The sequence below is a fragment of the Xanthomonas sp. D-36-1 genome, assembly GCF_017746155.1.
GTDB classification, from domain to species: domain Bacteria; phylum Pseudomonadota; class Gammaproteobacteria; order Xanthomonadales; family Xanthomonadaceae; genus Xanthomonas; species Xanthomonas cissicola.
Window position 1 is genome coordinate 1 of record NZ_JAGHWR010000029.1, and the last position, 16,721, is coordinate 16,721.

Annotated in this window: 14 protein-coding genes and 3 pseudogenes; 6 read left to right on the plus strand and 11 right to left on the minus strand. The window is 64.9% G+C overall.

The genetic code is table 11. From position 1 onward, the window contains the following. Positions 1-100 (minus strand): annotated as a pseudogene (locus J7367_RS09045) (IS5 family transposase); the annotation flags it as partial. Between the two features lie 62 nt (positions 101-162). Here J7367_RS09045 and J7367_RS09050 point away from each other — a divergent pair. The 4 genes and pseudogenes from J7367_RS09050 to J7367_RS09065 all read left to right on the plus strand — a co-directional run. After that, a pseudogene (locus J7367_RS09050) lies at positions 163-1,197 on the plus strand (MFS transporter); the annotation flags it as partial. Next, positions 1,194-2,282: pseudogene (locus J7367_RS09055) on the plus strand (HlyD family secretion protein). The pseudogenes J7367_RS09050 and J7367_RS09055, both read left to right, overlap by 4 nt. Positions 2,283-2,406: 124 nt before the next feature. After that, entirely contained in the window at positions 2,407-2,907 is a 501-nt protein-coding gene (locus J7367_RS09060; protein ID WP_057661457.1) for a GNAT family N-acetyltransferase, read from the plus strand. Continuing rightward, entirely contained in the window at positions 2,904-3,359 is a 456-nt protein-coding gene (locus J7367_RS09065) for a nucleoside deaminase (protein ID WP_057661455.1), read from the plus strand. The genes J7367_RS09060 and J7367_RS09065 overlap by 4 nt, the downstream gene beginning before the upstream one ends. A 197-nt stretch (positions 3,360-3,556) precedes the next feature. Here J7367_RS09065 and hslU read toward each other — a convergent pair whose 3' ends face one another. The 8 genes from hslU to J7367_RS09105 form a co-directional block, all read right to left on the minus strand. Continuing rightward, a complete protein-coding gene (gene hslU, locus J7367_RS09070; protein ID WP_057661453.1) occupies positions 3,557-4,924 on the minus strand; it encodes an ATP-dependent protease ATPase subunit HslU in 1,368 nt (455 codons plus the stop codon). 100 nt (positions 4,925-5,024) lie between these two features. After that, positions 5,025-5,576, minus strand: a complete 552-nt coding sequence (hslV, locus tag J7367_RS09075) for an ATP-dependent protease subunit HslV (RefSeq protein WP_057661451.1) — start codon at positions 5,574-5,576, stop codon at positions 5,025-5,027. A 195-nt stretch (positions 5,577-5,771) separates the two neighbouring features. Further along, the gene (gene xerC, locus J7367_RS09080; protein WP_057661448.1) at positions 5,772-6,689 is read right to left on the minus strand and encodes a tyrosine recombinase XerC; all 918 of its coding nucleotides are present in this window, start codon (positions 6,687-6,689) and stop codon (positions 5,772-5,774) included. Positions 6,690-6,869: 180 nt separating this feature from the next. Next, complete coding sequence (locus tag J7367_RS09085; protein WP_007973676.1) at positions 6,870-7,541, minus strand: DUF484 family protein; 672 nt, start codon at positions 7,539-7,541, stop codon at positions 6,870-6,872. Further along, the gene (dapF, locus tag J7367_RS09090; protein WP_022558203.1) at positions 7,538-8,392 is read right to left on the minus strand and encodes a diaminopimelate epimerase; all 855 of its coding nucleotides are present in this window, start codon (positions 8,390-8,392) and stop codon (positions 7,538-7,540) included. The genes J7367_RS09085 and dapF overlap by 4 nt, the downstream gene beginning before the upstream one ends. After that, positions 8,382-8,636, minus strand: coding sequence for a lipoprotein (locus J7367_RS09095; RefSeq protein ID WP_022558202.1), 255 nt, complete (start codon positions 8,634-8,636; stop codon positions 8,382-8,384). The genes dapF and J7367_RS09095 overlap by 11 nt, the downstream gene beginning before the upstream one ends. Before the next feature lie 56 nt (positions 8,637-8,692). After that, positions 8,693-9,091 (minus strand): YbaN family protein, encoded by a 399-nt coding sequence (locus J7367_RS09100; protein WP_057661446.1) that lies wholly within the window; start codon positions 9,089-9,091, stop codon positions 8,693-8,695. Between the two features lie 362 nt (positions 9,092-9,453). Continuing rightward, the gene (locus tag J7367_RS09105; protein ID WP_057661477.1) at positions 9,454-11,589 is read right to left on the minus strand and encodes a S9 family peptidase; all 2,136 of its coding nucleotides are present in this window, start codon (positions 11,587-11,589) and stop codon (positions 9,454-9,456) included. Positions 11,590-11,698: 109 nt separating this feature from the next. On the opposite strand from J7367_RS09105, the gene J7367_RS09110 reads away from it, so the two are divergent. Then, positions 11,699-12,883 carry a pyridoxal phosphate-dependent aminotransferase gene (locus tag J7367_RS09110; RefSeq protein ID WP_057661444.1) on the plus strand — a complete coding sequence of 395 codons (1,185 nt, stop codon included), beginning with the start codon at positions 11,699-11,701 and terminating at the stop codon, positions 12,881-12,883. Positions 12,884-13,272: 389 nt separating this feature from the next. Here the strand turns inward: J7367_RS09110 and J7367_RS09115 are convergent, their stop codons facing one another. Then, a complete protein-coding gene (locus J7367_RS09115) occupies positions 13,273-15,366 on the minus strand; it encodes a prolyl oligopeptidase family serine peptidase (RefSeq protein WP_007973684.1) in 2,094 nt (697 codons plus the stop codon). 67 nt (positions 15,367-15,433) lie between these two features. Further along, positions 15,434-15,745 carry a hypothetical protein gene (locus tag J7367_RS09120; RefSeq protein WP_057661442.1) on the minus strand — a complete coding sequence of 104 codons (312 nt, stop codon included), beginning with the start codon at positions 15,743-15,745 and terminating at the stop codon, positions 15,434-15,436. Positions 15,746-16,121: 376 nt separating this feature from the next. Between J7367_RS09120 and J7367_RS09125 the strand changes: the two genes are divergently transcribed. After that, complete coding sequence (locus J7367_RS09125; protein WP_017155433.1) at positions 16,122-16,691, plus strand: lipocalin family protein; 570 nt, start codon at positions 16,122-16,124, stop codon at positions 16,689-16,691. Positions 16,692-16,721 lie beyond the last annotated feature (30 nt).

Sequence of the window (16,721 nt, forward strand, 5' to 3'; positions counted from 1 at the left end):
GCTGCCACGGAACAACCTGCTCCATCTCGGCAAGAAAGATCTCGCGCCGGGTCTGCTTACGCTTGCCCAAGCCCTCAGCGTCACCGAACGTCAGCTGCATGGATGAATCCTCTACATAAGGCGATAGTGTCGCGCATCTGCGGTGAGTTGATCAGACCTTCCCTAGCGCTGAAGTTGCCGCCGAGCGATCGCTATCGCGTGTTCGAGCCGCTGCATTTCCTCACCTTCAGTCTGTTCGCCGCAGGCGCCGCCGGCCTGGCCGCGGTGCTCTCGCTCGGGCGCTTGCTGTGGTGGACCAGTACGCCGTGGCTGGGCGTGGTGCTGGCCGCCTCCATCGTGCTGCTGTGCACGGCGGCCTGGATCGAACACAACCGCCGCAACCCGATGATCAACACGCGCTGGCTGGCCAGTGCGGACATGTTGCGGCTGGGGCTGGCGATCCTGTTGATCCGGCTGGTGCTGTCCGAACAAAGCACCGGCGCCATCGGCTTCTTCCAGACGCTGGGCCTGGCCAACACGCAACTGCAGACCCTGTTCGCGCTGATGCTGCTGGGCGCGGTGGTCGGCGTGGCGGCCAGCGCGTGGCTGATCAACCCGGCGCGGGTTGCCGAACATCTGATCATCGCAGTGGCGGCCATCTGTACCGGCTGCTTCATGGATGCCGATGCCACCAGCCTCACCCGCCCCGAGCAGATGTATGCGAGCCAGTTCCTGCTCGCCTTCGGCAGCACGTTCTTCATCGGCCCGGCGATGGTGGCCGGCATCGGCCGGGTGATCGCGCAGCCGGGCAACCTGATCAGTTTCATCGTGCTGTTCGGCATGGCGCAAAACATGGGCGGCCTGCTCGGCAGCGCCCTGCTCGGCACCGTGCAGGTGGTGCGCGAGAAATACCATTCCAGCCAGTTGGTGGAACATCTGGTGCTGACCGACCCACAAGTGGCCGCGCGCGTGCAGGCCTACGCGAGCCTGTATGGCCGCAGCATCGGCGACCCGGCACTGCGTCAGGCCCAAGGCGTGCGCACGCTAGGCACGGTCGCCACGCGCGAGGCCAATGTGCTGGCGTACAACGATGTGTTCCTGTTGATCGGCTGCATCGCCATCGCCACCGGCCTGTGGATCCTGTCGGTGCTGGTGTGGCGCCGCTATCTGCGCCCCTCGGTATCGCCCTCCCCTCCTGTTCCCACTGCGCGCCCATGAATACACCAGCAGATTCCTCACCGCCTGCCGACCGGCAACGTCGTCGGCGCCGCCGTCTCGCCGGCATCGTCGGCTTCGGCGGACTTGCGCTGATCGGCGTGGCGCTGGTGCTGTATGCCTGGCGGTTGCCGCCGTTCGCCAGTGCGATCGAACGCACCGAAAATGCGATGGTGCACGGTCAGATCACCGTGATTGCGCCGCAGGTGAGCGGCTATGTCACGCAGGTGCCGGTGCAGGACTTTGCGCACGTCAAGCGCGGCCAGCTGCTGGCACGCATCGACGACCGCATCTATGCCCAGCAACTCGAACAGGCCAAGGCGCAAGTGCAGACCGCGCAGGCCAACCTCGCCAACTGAGATCAACAACGCCATAGCGCCGAAGCGACGATTGCCGAGCAACGCGCGGCGCTGAGCAGCAACCAGGCACAACGCGACCGTACCCGTTCGGCCTATGCACGTACGCAGCAGCTGGCCAGCCAGCAGCTGGTCTCCGAGCAGGATCGCGACACCGCATTCGCCGCGCGCGCGCAGGCCGAGGCCGGCGTGGCGCAGGCACGTGCCGCAGTGCAGGCCGCCGAAGAAAACGCGCGCAGCGTGAGCGTCAACCGCGCCGCGTTGGAAGCCGCGGTTGCCAATGCGCAGGCCGCCGTGCAGCTGGCACAGATCAACCTGGACAACACACGCATCCTGGCCCCGCGCGATGGCCAGCTCGGTCAGCTTGGCGTGCGCCAGGGCGCCTACGTCACCAACGGCACGCAGCTGATGTCGCTGGTGCCGGACACGCTGTGGATCGTGGCCAATTTCAAGGAAACCCAGATGGCCAGGATCCGGATCGGCCAGCGCGCCAGCTTCACCGTGGATGCGCTGGACAATGCGCGTCTGCATGGACGCGTGCAGGACATTTCGCCGGCTGCCGGCTCGGAGTTCAGCGTGCTGCCGGCCGATAACGCCACCGGCAACTTCGTCAAGATTGCCCAGCGCATTCCGCTGCGCATCAGCGTCGACCCGGACCAGCCGCTGGCGACGCGGCTGCGGCCGGGCATGTCGGTGGTGGTGGCCGTCGAGACCGACAGCGCGGTCGACTAGGCACAACCTGCACCCGAGCGTGGGCAGCAATGCCGTCGCACGCACGCACGCAGGCGGGTCGGCCAATACCCCATACAGGCATGATTTCGCAGCTCAAACGCGGCACAGCCGCTATCATGCAGTGATGCCCACCATGCCCCTTCCTTCCCTGCACTGGCAGCACCTGCGGTTTGCGCAACTGAGCACCATGCAGCTGTATGCGCTGCTAAGGCTGCGCACGGATGTGTTTGTGGTGGAACAGCAATGCGCCTATCCGGAACTGGATGGCAAAGATACCGATCCCGCCATGCTGCATGTGCTGGGTACCGCCAATGACGCTGCGTTGGCCGCCTACCTGCGCGTGCTGCCCCCAGGCTTGAGTTATTCCGAGCCGAGCATCGGCCGTGTGGTCGTCGCTGCTGCATTTCGTGGCACTGGACTGGCGCACGCGCTGTTGCGCGAAGGCATCGGGTTGGTGCACACGCAGTGGCCGGGTCGCGCGATCCAGCTCGGTGCGCAGGCGCACCTGCAATCGTTCTACGCGGCGCACGGGTTTGCCCCTGCTTCCGCACAGTACCTGGAAGACGGCATTCCCCATCTCGACATGCTGCGCCCCGCCGGCGCGGCCCCTTTGGAGTTCGCATGATCACCACTCCCGACTACCGCGCGTTGCTGGACACCGCCATTGCCGAGGCCCGCCAGGGCCTGGCCGAAGGCGGCATCCCGATCGGCGCGGCGCTGTATCACAACGACGGGCGCCTACTTGGCTGCGGCCATAACCGCCGCGTGCAGGAAAACGACCCCTCGGTACACGGCGAGACCGACGCGTTTCGCAAGGCCGGCCGCCAGCGCCGCTACAAGGACACCATCATGGTCACCACGCTGGCGCCGTGCTGGTACTGCAGCGGGCTGGTGCGCCAGTTCAACATCGGCACCGTGGTGGTCGGCGAATCGGTCACGTTCCAGGGCGGCATCGTGTGGTTGCGCGAGCACGGCATCAACGTGATCGATCTGCAGAGCCAGGAATGCATCGATCTGCTCGGTGGCTATATTTCCGCCAACCCGGATGTGTGGAACGAAGATATCGGCGAGGACTGAGGTCAGCTAAAGCACCATGGCATTGCCGCACCATCACAGGCCGCGGGCAATGCCGCTGCGCAGCGGGGATGCATTGCCCGATATCACAATGCCGCTCAATGCCAAAGCCCGTCTCGTCCGTCGTGCATGCTGCAAATAAAAAGACCCGCCATTGGCGGGTCTGTTCCATCCCACGCGCAGGTTGCCGTGCAACGTTGTCAGAGGATGTAGCGGCTCAGATCCGGATCCTGCACCAGCTCACCCAGCTGCGCATCCACATAGGCGGCGTCCACGGTCACGCTCTGCCCATCGCGATCCGGCGCTTCGTAGCTCAACACATCGAGCAAACGCTCCAACACCGTATGCAGGCGACGGGCGCCGATATTCTCCTGGCGCTCGTTGACCTGCGCGGCAATCTCGGCAAGCCGGTCCACCGCGTCAGAGGCAAACGTCAACGCCACACCTTCGGTCTGCAACAAGGCTTCGTACTGCTTGATCAAGGCGGCCCTGGGTTCGGTGAGGATGCGGACGAAATCGGCCTTGGTCAGCGCGGTCAATTCCACGCGGATCGGGAAGCGGCCCTGCAGCTCCGGGATCAGATCGCTGGGCTTGGCCAGGTGAAACGCGCCTGATGCAATGAACAGGATGTGGTCGGTCTTGACCGTGCCGTACTTGGTGGACACGTTGGAGCCTTCCACCAGCGGCAACAGATCGCGCTGCACGCCTTCGCGACTGACATCGCCACCGCCGGAGCCGGCTTCGCCGCGCTTGGCCACCTTGTCGATCTCATCGATGAACACGATGCCATGCTGCTCGCACGCTTCGATGGCCGCGGTGCGCACATCGTCTTCGTTGACCAATTTGCCCGCTTCTTCTTCGATCAACAGCGGGCGCGCTGCCTTGATGGTGAGCTTGCGCTTCTGGGATTTGCCGCTGCCCAGATTGGAAAACATCTGGCGCAGTTGCTGGCCCATTTCTTCCATGCCCGGCGGGGTCATGATGTCCATGCTGGCGTTCACCGCCACTTCCAGTTCGATCTCGCGCTCGTCCAGCTCGCCGTTGCGCAGCATGCGACGGAACTTGATGCGGGTGTCGTTGTCCTGCGAGGAGGGCTCGTTGCGCGCCGCTTCCGGATCAAACCCAATACCGGTCGCGCGACGTGGCAGCAATGCGTCCAGGATGCGGTCTTCGGCACGCTCTTCGGCCTGGTTGCGCACGCGCACCTTGGCCTGCTCGCGATACAGCTTGACGGCGGTATCGGCCAGGTCGCGGATGATCTGCTCCACATCCTTGCCCACATACCCCACTTCGGTGAAGCGCGTGGCTTCGACCTTGACGAACGGCGCGTTGGCCAGTGTCGCCAGGCGCCGTGCGATCTCGGTCTTGCCCACACCGGTAGGGCCGATCATCAGGATGTTCTTGGGCATCACTTCGTTGCGCAGTTCTTCCGGCAACTGCATGCGGCGCCAGCGGTTACGCAGCGCGATGGCAACCGCGCGCTTGGCGTCGTGCTGGCCAACGATATGACGGTCGAGCTCCTGCACGATTTCGCGCGGAGTCATGGTTGAGCTATCGGGATTTGGCATTGGGGATTGGGGATTCGTAAGAGCGGAGTAGGAACGATCGAGGCATGTCCAGGTGCAGGGAAAGGAGCGCTTTTGCGAATCCCCAATCCCGAATCCCGAATCACAGCTCTTCGACCACCACGTTGCGATTGGTATAGATGCAGATATCGCCGGCGATATTGATCGCTTCGGCGGCAATGGTCTTGGCATCCAGTTGCGTGTGCGCCAGCAGCGCGCGCGCTGCCGACAAGGCGTACGAGCCACCCGAGCCGATGGCGATGATGCCGTCTTCCGGTTCGATCACATCGCCGGTGCCGCTGATGATCAGCGAGGTCTTTTTGTCGGCCACGGCCAGCAGCGCTTCGAGCTTGCCCAGCCGGCGCTCGGTGCGCCAATCCTTGGCCAGTTCCACGGCAGCGCGCGTCAGCTGGCCGTGCTTGTCGAGCTTGGCTTCGAACAATTCGAACAGGGTGAACGCATCGGCTGCCGCGCCAGCGAAACCGGCCAGCACCTGACCCTCGCGCCCGAGCCGACGTACCTTGCGCGCATTGCCCTTCATGACCGTATGGCCAAGGGTGACCTGGCCATCGCCGGCAACGGCGACATGCCCACCACGTCGAACCGAAATGATGGTGGTGGCGTGAACGATGTTGGGGTTCTGGCTAGGGTCCATGGATCCTCCGGGGGTTTCCAAGGAGGTGGGGACGCCCCTGCCGGGTTCAAGCACGCTGCGACCAGTCGCCGCAGGTTGGTGTGGCAGCGCTCACTTGCGAGACAGCAACACGTTGCACGCGACATGCAGACCGACCTGCGGCAGTGAACTGCAGGAGTCGATGACGCCGGCTGCCGGTCGCTTACAGCTTAGCGCTCACTCTGCAGCTTTCTTGCGCCTGGCACGCGGATGCGCGGCATCGTAGACCTTGGCCAAGTGTTGGAAATCCAGATGCGTGTAGATCTGGGTGGTGGCAATGTCCGAATGGCCCAGCAACTCCTGCACGCCGCGCAGATCGCCGGACGATTCCAGGATATGACTGGCGAAACTGTGCCGCAGCATATGCGGATGCACGTCCTTGAACATGCCCTGGCGCACGGCAAGTTGCTTGATGCGGATCTGCACTGCACGTTGCGAAATCGCACCGCCGGCACGGCCAGGGAAGACGTGGCTGTCGGCGCTTGCACCACTGTCGCGCCGCCATTCGCGCAAGGCGGCGATCGCGTGCGAGCCCACCGGCACCAGGCGCTGCTTGCTGCCTTTGCCGAGTACCATCACCAGGCCGCTGTCCAGGTCCAGGTCGCGCCAGCGTAATGCGCATAACTCGCTCAGGCGCAGCCCGGACGAGTAGAACACTTCCAGCAACGCGCGATCGCGCAGGCCCAGTGGCGCATCGGTCGGCACTTCCACCAGACGCACCGCTTCGTCGGCGTCCAGCACCTGCGGCAACTTGCGCGGCGCCTTGGGCGCACGCAGCGCCGCCGCCGGGCTGGCCGAAATACGGCCATGCTTGAGCAACCAGGCGTAATAACTGCGGCATGCCGACAGACGGCGCTGCAGGCTCTTTGCCGACAGCCCGCGCCGATGTTCTGCCGCAACGAATTGCCGCAAGTGCGCGGTATCGAACTGTGCAGTCTCGGCAGGCACTGCAGCGTCCTGCACGCCATCGTCGGTCGTCTGCTCAGCCGCCCAGACGACCAGGGCAGCAAGGTCGCGCCGATACGCGTCCAGCGTGTGCGCCGATACTTGCCGCTCGACCTGCAGGTATGTCAGGAACTCGTCGACCGATGACACGTCAGCGCCTCCGATATCGCGGCGCGACTGCGGTCACCTGCACATGCGCGCGGAACGCGCGCCCCGCAGGTGCAGACAACCCGGATAGTCGACTGGCACCTCCTCGCCCTCCCCGCTGCCGAAGCAGCGCCATCGCCAACGACCCCGTGCCGCCAACGTCGATGGACGCAGCCATCGGCCTCACACGTCGAAGCGTTGCAACGCCACGCTCAGCGATTCGCCCATCATGCGCAGGAACAGCGTACCCATGCCGGGATAGAACCGGTTGGCATCGCTGCTCCCCACTGCGATCAGGCCGATGCCCGGCAGCGGCAGCAGCGCGGTGGATTGCACCTGCCCCGCCTGTGCGCCGTAAAGCAGCGCGTGTTTTTCAGCCTGCAGGCGGCCGCAGATGGGCTCGCCATCGCTCAGGCAATCGCGGAACGGCGCCAGCCGTGCATCGTCGATGGCGATGATCTGCAGCCAGTCCGCATCCAGCGCATCGATGGGTTTGAGCAACACCAGCCGCACCAGTTCGCCGTTGAAATCTTCTGCCAGCGAGGCGGCCATCGCCTTGAGCGTGTCGGCCGCGCTGGTCTGGCGCATCAACGCAAGCGTGAGTTGATGCGTGCGTACCGCCAGCCGCTCGTTTTCCTGCGCATTGCTGCCCAGCTCGTGCAGGCGCCGCGACAGTTCGCGGTTCTTGTCGCGTAGCACTTCCAGCTGGTAGGTGGCCAACGAGGCGGTGGGGCCGTCATCGCGCGGCACCAGCAAGCTCACCGCCAGATCCGGAAACTGCTTGAGGAAGGTGGGGTGACGTCGCAGCCACGTGGCCACTTCGTGCGCGCCGAATTTGTCCGTGTTCTCGCTCATCGGTTCCACTCTCCATCGAAGACGAACACAGCCGGGCCGGACATCACGACCTGCTCCTGGTCGCCGGGCCAACGAATGCGTAACTCGCCACCGGGCAAGGACACCTGCACGTCGCGCTCGACACGGCCGCGCTGCATCAACACCACCGCAGCCGCACAGGCGCCACTCCCACAGGCCAGCGTTTCGCCAACGCCGCGCTCGAACACGCGCAGGCGCACATGCGCGGGGTCGACCACCTGCGCGAAACCCACATTGACCGAATCGGGAAACGCGGCGTTCTGCTGCAGCAGCGCGCCCACGCGTTCCACCGGCGCTGCATCGACGCGACCGACTTCGACCACCGCGTGCGGGTTGCCCATCGACACCGCACCAAAGCGCACGGTCTCGCCGTGCACCGGCAGCGCATATTCGTCGCGTGCATGGGCAAACCCGGCCAGCGGAATCTGGGTGGGCTCGAACTGCGGGACGCCCATCGCCACCGCGTAACGGTCGCCGTCGAGGCGCTCGACCGCGTGCGCGGTCACCGGACTGTCGATGATGAAGCGCTCGCCCTGGGCGGTGCCGTCGCGCACCAGCCATGCGGCGACACAACGTGCGCCATTGCCGCATTGGCGCGCGGCCGAGCCATCGGAATTCCAGATGCCGTAGGCTGCCGCGGCGCCGTCGCTGCGCGGCGCCTCGATGGTCAGGATCTGATCGCAGCCAACGCCGAAGTGACGGTCGGCCAACTGCGCTGCCAGTGCGGCATCCGGTGGTGGCGTACCGTCGCGCAGGTCCAGCACCACGAAATCGTTGCCGGCGCCATGCATTTTGGTGAAACGCAGACGCCCGCTGCGACCGTCAGCGCTCATTGCCGCTGCTAGCGGGCTGGTCGGTGGTGGATGCAGGCTTGGTGTCGCCATCCACCGGCGCAGGCGTGGACTCGTCCAGCGGTTGCGACGCATCCGCCGGCTGCGGCTGCGGCACCGGCTGGGCTTCCACCGGCACCGGCTTCTGCGGCATCACCAGCGGGCCCTTGTTGCCGCAGGCGGCAAGCAGGACAAAGGTCGCACCAACCAGTGCGAGACGAACAGACGGTCGGGACATAATGCTCATAGGCCGAAGTATAGCCAGAACACCGTTATGGCCGTGCGCTCGGTGGCCCGCTGCGTTCAGTGCGCGCCGGGCAGCGGGCGCGGCGGCGGCTCGGGACGCAACCACAGCCAGATCGCTACCACGACCATGCTGCCGATCGACAGGCACTTGACCCAGAACACCGGCACGCACCACAGCATGATCGCGGCGCAGACCGTCATGGTCAGCGTCGCCATCCACTTGGCCTTGCGGCTGACCGCACGGTAGGTCTGCCATTCCACGATCGCCGGGCCGAAGCGCGGATGCGACAGCAGCCAGTTGTGCAGGCGTTCGGACCCGTGCGAGGCCGCCCAGGCAGAGATCAGGATGAAGACCGTTGTCGGCAGCCCCGGGACGAAGATCCCGACGATACCGGTGGCCAGGCTGGCGTAGGCCAGCAACCACCAGGCCCAGCGGAATCGAGTCGGTCGCGTCATGCGCAAATCATACGGCCAGCGCTGCGGTTTGGTGAGTCGGCCCTGCAGCGGCGATTGTGTCGCTGCGGGAGGGCGCGCTGTCCACAGCGGGCGGTGTGCAGCGCGCCGGCCACCAGAGGTGCCAAGGCGCCCCCAGCCTCTCTGCGGTCAGACACGCAGCCCAATATGCAGCGACGACGGACTGGTACCCGGCTCGGTTCGGGGCGAGGCGACGAACGCAACGCGCCGATAAGGACGAGCGAAGGCCGGGGAGCGGAACATGGAGAGAGGCTAGCCCTCGCATCCCACGAGCAGCCAGCTCCAGCCCACGCCATCTGTTCCAACCAATCCCAAATCCCGACTCCCCAATCCCGGCCCTCCAGCTACTTCACGCCCAGCTGATCCAGCACGAACGCATACGATTCGGCCAGCTCGCGGTAGCGGCGGAAGCGTCCGGATTTGCCGCCATGCCCGGCTTCCATATTGGTGCGGAACACGATGGGCTGGGTGCCGGTGTTGTCGTCGCGCAGCTTGGCCACCCACTTGGCCGGCTCCCAATACTGGACCTGCGAATCCCACAATCCGGTGCCCACGAACAGCGCCGGGTACGCCTGCTCGCGCACGTTGTCATATGGCGAGTACGACAGCATGTACGCGTAATAGTCCGGGGTTTCCGGGTTGCCCCACTCGTCGTATTCGTTGGTGGTGAGCGGAATGCTGGCGTCGAGCATGGTGGTGACCACATCGACGAACGGCACCTGCGCGACCATCACGCGATAGTCCTGCGGCGCCATATTGGCCACCGCGCCCATCAGCAGACCGCCGGCGCTACCACCGGATGCGGCAACGCGGTCCTTGGCGGCGTATCCCTGGGCGACCAGACCGCGGGTGACATCGATAAAGTCATTGAAGGTGTTTTTCTTGTGCAGCAACTTGCCATCGTCGTACCACTGGCGACCCATTTCCTGGCCGCCGCGGATGTGTGCGATGGCATACACCACACCGCGGTCCAGCAGGCTGATCGCCGGCAGATTGAATGCCGGGTCCATCGACATGCCGTAACTGCCATACGCATACTGAAACAGCGCTGCGCTGCCGTCCTTCTTGAAGCCCTTTTTGTACACCAGCGACACCGGCACCTTGACCCCGTCGCGCGCCGTCACCCACACGCGTTCGGTCACGTATTTGCTGGCGTCGTAGCCGATCACCGGTTGCTGCTTGAGCAACCTGCGCTCGCCGGTCTGCGTATTGAGCTCGTAGGTGGTCGCCGGCGTGGTCAGCGAGGTGTAGCTGTAGCGCAGCCAGGCGGTATCCGGCTCGGAGTTGACAGACAGACCCATCGAATAAGCCGGTTCATCGGCCTTGACGTATTGCGGCTCCCCCGCAAGCGCCCCCACCTCCATGTGCGGACCGTTGAATTGAAGGCGCACACGCTCCAGTCCGCCGGATCGCTCTTCGATGGCGGTAAACCCATCGAACAACTCGAAGTCTTCGATGTAGACGTTGTCGTCGTGCGCCACCCAGTCGGTCCACTGCGTGCGTGTGGTCGCATCGGTGGGCGCAGTGACCAGCTTGAAGTTCCTGGCGTCATCGGCATTGGTGCGAATCACCCAGCGGCCATCGAAATGCTCGGCGTGGTATTCCACATCGCGCTCGCGCTTGGCCAGCACCTTGAAGGCGTCCGGCTTGGCGGCCAGCGCGTAGCGGGTTTCCGAAGAGACCGTGCTTTCCACCTCGATGGTGATGTACTTGTCGTCGCGGGTACGGCCGATGCCCATGTAGAAGCTGTCGTCCTTCTCTTCGTACACCAGCACATCGTCCCTGGACGGCGTGCCCAGCACATGCTTTTTCACGCGCACGGTGAGCAGCGTTTCCGGGTCGTTTTCGATATAGAACAGCGTCTTGTTGTCGTCGGCCCACACCACGTTGGCCGAGACGCCTTCCACAGTGTCCGGATAGAGTTCGCCGGTCTCCAGGTTCTTGAAGCGGATGGTGTATTGACGGCGGCCAACGGCATCGTCGGCCCAGGCGAGGATGCGATTGTCCTGGCTCACCGCGGCATCGCCCACGCTGAAGTAGCCCTTGCCCTGCGCCATCTGGTTGACGTCGAGCAGGATCTCTTCCGGCGCCTCCATGCTGCCCTTGCGGCGCGCCTGGATCGGATAATCCTTGCCGGTTTCGAACCGCGTGTAATACCAATAGCCGCGCTCGCGATACGGCACGCTGGCATCATCCTGTTTGATGCGCCCGACGATCTCGGTATACAGCGCTTCTTCCAAGGGTTTCAGCGGCGCCATCACCTTGTCGGTGTAGGCATTTTCGGCGTTGAGATACGCCAGCATCGCCTTGTCTTGGCGCTTGTCGTCGCGCAACCAGTAATAGTCGTCGTTGCGGGTCGCACCGAACGGCGCCTTGACCACATGCGGGTGCTTGGCAACGTCTGGCGGCGACGGAAGAGCGGCGAAAGCAGGGACTGTGGTCATCAGGCTGGCGATCAGGAGAGTGAGGATGGGCTTCATCAGATTGGGGTCCATTGGATGAACGCAATGCCATCCCGGTGCCCGAGTGTGGAAGAGACTTCTGTCGGGCGCCATGTGTCCCAGGTCATGCTGGTCTATCATCGAACCAATGGATTCCTCACTTCCGTACGCAGGCGGCTATAGCCGCCGCAGCCAGGACATCGCTCCGTTTCATGTCATGTCGCTGCTGGCACGCGCCAATGCGCTCGAGCAGGCCGGCCACGACGTGATCCACCTGGAAATCGGCGAGCCCGATTTCACCACGGCCGCACCCATCGTCGCGGCCGGCCAGGCGGCATTGGCGGCCGGCCACACCCGCTACACCGCCGCACGCGGGCTACCGGCGCTGCGCGAGGCGATTGCCGGCTTCTATGCGCAGCGCTACGCCTGCCACCTCGATCCGGAGCGGGTTCTGGTGACACCCGGGGGGTCTGGCGCATTGCTGCTGGCCAGCAGCCTGCTGGTGGATCCGGGCAAGCATTGGTTGCTCGCCGACCCGGGTTACCCCTGCAACCGCCACTTTCTGCGCCTGGTCGAGGGCGCCGCGCAATTGGTCCCGGTCGGCCCGGACACCGATTATCAGTTGACCCCTGCGCTGGTGGAGAGCGCCTGGAACGACGGCAGCGTGGGCGCCCTGGTCGCCTCGCCGGCGAACCCCACCGGCAGCGTGCTGTCGCGCACGCAACTGGCTGCGCTTTCGCAGACGCTGCAGGCGCGCGGCGGCCACCTGGTGGTGGACGAGATCTACCACGGCCTGACCTACGGCCTGGATGCGCACAGCGTGCTGGAAGTGGACGACAGCGCCTTCGTATTGAACAGTTTTTCCAAGTATTTCGGCATGACCGGGTGGCGGCTGGGCTGGCTGATCGCGCCGCCCGACGCGGTGCCGGAACTGGAAAAGCTCGCGCAGAATCTGTACATCAGCGCCTCGACCATTGCCCAGCACGCCGCACTGGCCTGCTTTACGCCTGAGAGCATCGCCCTCTTCGAAGCGCGCCGCGCCGAGTTCCAGGAGCGTCGCGATTACCTGCTGCCGGCATTGCGCGCGCTGGGGTTGGAGATCGCAGTCGAACCGCAAGGCGCGTTTTATCTGTATGCGGACATCAGCCGGTTTTCAAATGATGCGCAGGCGTTTTGCGCGCATTTCTTGGAAACCGAACATGTTGCGTTCACGCCCGGCATCGATTTCGGCCACTACCGCGCCAATCAGCATGTACGCATTGCCTACACGCAAAGCCTGCCGCGCCTGGAACAGGCGGTGGAGCAGATTGCGCGTGGGTTGAAGCGGTTGTAGTGAACGAAGTCGCCCGCAGTGCGATGCATTGGAAGTGTTTGCCGGATGCGCCGACGTTGCGCATCCACACTCGCAATGCGCGCAGCCGTGGCCGCTTGAGTAGCTGTGTGATTTTTGCCACGCGTCACTCACCGCCGTACGATGCAACAGCTGCGTGGGTGGTGCGTATCCTCATCCTCCCTTCGGGCACCTTCTCTCCCATGAAGGAGGACAATGTCCCGACGGGAGAAGCACGCAGCCAGGGAGCGGCACGTCTGCTGCCACTGCGCCCTGACGGAATAAGGCACGCCATGGCCTGCATGTTTCAACCACGCCCCTAACGACGCCAGGCCGCTGCAGACTGCCAGCGGCCTCGTGCTGCGCGACGCACTGCACACGCAGCCCTAGCCTCAGTCGGCCAACCGCTCCCACAGGAAGCTGTACGCCAGCGCGGCCATATGCGCGGCCTGCGCGTTATTGGCCGCACCGCCGTGGCCACCTTCGATGTTCTCGTAATAGGTCACGTCCTTGCCGGCCTCGATCATCTTGGCGGCCATCTTGCGGGCGTGGCCGGGATGCACGCGGTCGTCGCGCGTGGAGGTCAGGAAGATCACCGGCGGGTAGGTCTTCTTGGCATCGAACAGGTGGTAAGGCGAGAAGGTCTGGATGAACGTCCAGTCGTCGGTGTCGGGGTTGCCGTATTCGGCCATCCACGAGGCGCCGGCCAGCAGGTGACTGTAGCGCTTCATGTCCAGCAGCGGCACCTGCACCACCACCGCGCCGAACAGTTCCGGATACTGGGTGAGCATGTTGCCGGTCATCAGGCCGCCATTGCTGCCGCCCTGCACGCCCAGATGCTTGGTCGAGGTGATCTTGCGTGCCACCAGATCCTTGGCCACCGCGGCCATGTCCTCGTAGGCCTTGTGGCGATTCTGCTTGAGCGCGGCCTGGTGCCAGCGCGGGCCGTATTCGCCACCGCCGCGGATATTGGCCACCACGTAGACGCCACCCTTCTCCAGCCAGGCGCGCCCCAGGCCACCGGAGTAATTGGGCGTCATCGAAATTTCGAAACCGCCGTAGCCGTACAGCAAGGTCGGCGCGCTGCCGTCGAGCTTCAAGGCCTTCGGGCGTACCAGGAAATACGGCACGCGCGTGCCGTCCTTGCTGGTGGCGAAGTGCTGCTCGATGGTGTCCTTGCCGGCCTCGAAGAACGCCGGCATGGTCTTGAGCGGCTGCGGCGCAGCGCCCACGTCCACCCACGACAAGGTCGTGGGGGTCAGGTAATCGGTGACGGTGAGCCACAACGCATCGCTGTCGTCGCTATCCACCGCGCCGACATCCACCGTACCGAAACTCGGCGCGCCGACGAACGCGCTCTTTTTCCAGCCACCGCGCGAGGGTGTGATCACGCTCAGACGGTTCTTGACGTCTTCCAGCACGTTCAACACCAGATGCGACTTGGTCCACGCCATGCCGGCCAGCGAGGTGGTGTCGGTGGGCTCGAACAACACGTCGAAGTTGCGTTTGCCTGCCATGAAATCGTCGAAACGCGTGGCCAGCAAGGTGCCGGGCTTGTAGGTCTTGCCGCCTACCGTCCACGGTTCGCGCAGCTCCAGCGTCAGCCACTGGCGCTTGACCGACTTGCTGGCCGAATTGGGCACATCCACCTTGACCAGCGTGCCGTCGGCGCCCTTGAGATACAGCTCGTCGTTGTAGAAGGCGAGCGTGCGGCTGACGAAATCGCGCTCGAATCCGGGCGTGTCATCATGCATGGCCGCGATGTACATATCGGTCGGCTTGCCTTCGTACACCACGGTCGCGGCAGTCAGAGGCGTGCCGCGCTTCCACTGCTTGGCGATGCGCGGGTAGCCGGAGCTGGTCATGCTGCCGGCGCCGAAATCGGTGAACACGTAGACAGTGTCCCGGTCGATCCAGCCCAGCCCACCCTTGGACTCGGGACGGAAGAAGCCGTCCTTGACCCATTGCTTGCTGCCCAGATCGAACTCGCGCGTGACATCGGCATCGGCACCGCCGCGCGACAACGCGATCAGGCAGCGCTGGTAGTCCGGGCGCAGGCAGTCGGCACCGTGCCACACCCAGTTTTCGCCTTCGGCCTTGTTGAGCGCATCCAGGTCCAGCACCGTTTCCCACTTGGGCGAGGCCTTGCGGTACTCGTCCAGCGTGGTGCGCCGCCACAGGCCGCGCTCGTGCTGCTTGTCCTTCCAGAAGTTGTAGTAGAACGCGCCGATCTTCTGCACGCCGGGAATCTTGGCGTCCGAATCCAGCACTTCGCGGATGCTGGTTTCCATCTGCTTGAACGCCGGCGTGCTGGCCAACCGCGCCTCGGTCTTGGCGTTCTGGGTCTTGACCCAGTCCAGCGGCTTGGCGCCGGTGACATCTTCCAGCCAGGCGTAGGGATCGTTGGACACGGGGGGTTCCTCTGCAGAGACGGCGCCAGCGGTGATCAGGCCGGCAACCAGGCAGATCGAGGCGAACTTGGGCATGAATGTTTCCGGAAAAACGAATGCCCGGAACGTAGCACAGCGCCCTGCCGGCCAACCCTGCCGAAGGTCAGGCTGCGCGCGCCTGTGTCGCCGTACGCGAGGAAGTGCGCCGGCGCTGGGCCTGCGGGCCACGCCGCCGGGGCGCAACACGGCGCGCGCCACGCGCTGCCAAAGACGGCAGGGCAAACCGGTGCAGGCTCCACCATGCCAGCATCGGCATGCCGACCAGCCACAGCGGCAACCAGCCGATCCACTCGCTGCTGCCGCGCGCGGCCGGCCAGACCAGCACCAGGGCCAGCCCGGCCAGGGCGAGCTGCCGCACCGGGCGCAGCACACGCGGGTCGGGACGTTCGGAACGGGAAGCAGGGCGATGCGACATGGCGGCACTCCGTGGCAGGAAGGATCACAACAGGCGCGCAGGATTGCCGCAGCCCATCTCACAGGCTGCGACCTTGACGCGGGCATCTGCGGGGCGCGGTTCGGGCGCCTGCCCAAGCGCGTCACGGGCCTCCACGCGTGCTGCTGCCCCCTGCGACGTCGGCGCCCGGCAACCCGCACGCGGCACAGGGCCGAGGCAACGTAGCGGAGCCAGCCGGCCGCGGCGCCAGCGCCTGATCCAGACCCGCAAGCCGGCCCCGGCCGCCCGGCGTCTGCCGCAGATTCCCCGGCCGCCGATGCCAGGCCCGACCGTTGACGCGAACTTGCCCCCTGCATGCGGTAGTGTGCTGCTCCGATTGCCTCTTTGTGATGTTGCGATGCGCCTGACCGTTACGATCGCCCTCGCTTTTCTGCTCGTCCTCGGCCTGCCCGTGGCGCATGCCAAGGACACGCCCGCCACGGAGCCGGCAATCGATTTGTCCAAGATCATGGGCACCTGGTACGTGATTGCGCGCATGCCCAACGCGGTCGAGCGTGGCCACGTCACCAGCCGCGACGAATACACCCTGGTCGAAGACGGCAAGGTGGCGGTGCGCTATCTGTACCGCGACGGGTTCGGCGAGCCGGAAAAGGAAGTCAATGCGCGCGCCTCGGTGGATGCCGACAGCGGCAACCGCGACTGGCGGGTGTGGTTCTACAAGGTCATCCCGGCCAAGCAGCGCATTCTGGAAATCGCCCCCGACGGCTCATGGATGCTGATCTCCTACCCCGGCCGCGACCTGGCCTGGATCTTCTCGCGCAAGCCGGACATGAGCCGCGACCAGTACCGCATGCTGGTCAACAAGATGCGCGACGACTATTCCATCTATACCGACAAACTCAAGCGGGTGCCGCAGCTGCGCGAGCAGGTGGACCGCCTGGGCTTCGAAGTGCCGAACAAGCGTTAGCGCGATCGAACGTCATCCCCCGGGAGGTAT

Coding starts and splice junctions, on each gene's coding strand:
- J7367_RS09060 (WP_057661457.1), top strand. CDS start 2,407: ATGCCCACCATGCCCCTTCCTTCCCTGCACTGGCAGCACCTGCGGTTT.
- J7367_RS09065 (WP_057661455.1), top strand. CDS start 2,904: ATGATCACCACTCCCGACTACCGCGCGTTGCTGGACACCGCCATTGCC.
- hslU (WP_057661453.1), bottom strand. CDS start 4,924: ATGCCAAATCCCGATAGCTCAACCATGACTCCGCGCGAAATCGTGCAG.
- hslV (WP_057661451.1), bottom strand. CDS start 5,576: ATGGACCCTAGCCAGAACCCCAACATCGTTCACGCCACCACCATCATT.
- J7367_RS09085 (WP_007973676.1), bottom strand. CDS start 7,541: ATGAGCGAGAACACGGACAAATTCGGCGCGCACGAAGTGGCCACGTGG.
- dapF (WP_022558203.1), bottom strand. CDS start 8,392: ATGAGCGCTGACGGTCGCAGCGGGCGTCTGCGTTTCACCAAAATGCAT.
- J7367_RS09095 (WP_022558202.1), bottom strand. CDS start 8,636: ATGAGCATTATGTCCCGACCGTCTGTTCGTCTCGCACTGGTTGGTGCG.
- J7367_RS09100 (WP_057661446.1), bottom strand. CDS start 9,091: ATGACGCGACCGACTCGATTCCGCTGGGCCTGGTGGTTGCTGGCCTAC.
- J7367_RS09105 (WP_057661477.1), bottom strand. CDS start 11,589: ATGAAGCCCATCCTCACTCTCCTGATCGCCAGCCTGATGACCACAGTC.
- J7367_RS09110 (WP_057661444.1), top strand. CDS start 11,699: ATGGATTCCTCACTTCCGTACGCAGGCGGCTATAGCCGCCGCAGCCAG.
- J7367_RS09115 (WP_007973684.1), bottom strand. CDS start 15,366: ATGCCCAAGTTCGCCTCGATCTGCCTGGTTGCCGGCCTGATCACCGCT.
- J7367_RS09120 (WP_057661442.1), bottom strand. CDS start 15,745: ATGTCGCATCGCCCTGCTTCCCGTTCCGAACGTCCCGACCCGCGTGTG.
- J7367_RS09125 (WP_017155433.1), top strand. CDS start 16,122: ATGCGCCTGACCGTTACGATCGCCCTCGCTTTTCTGCTCGTCCTCGGC.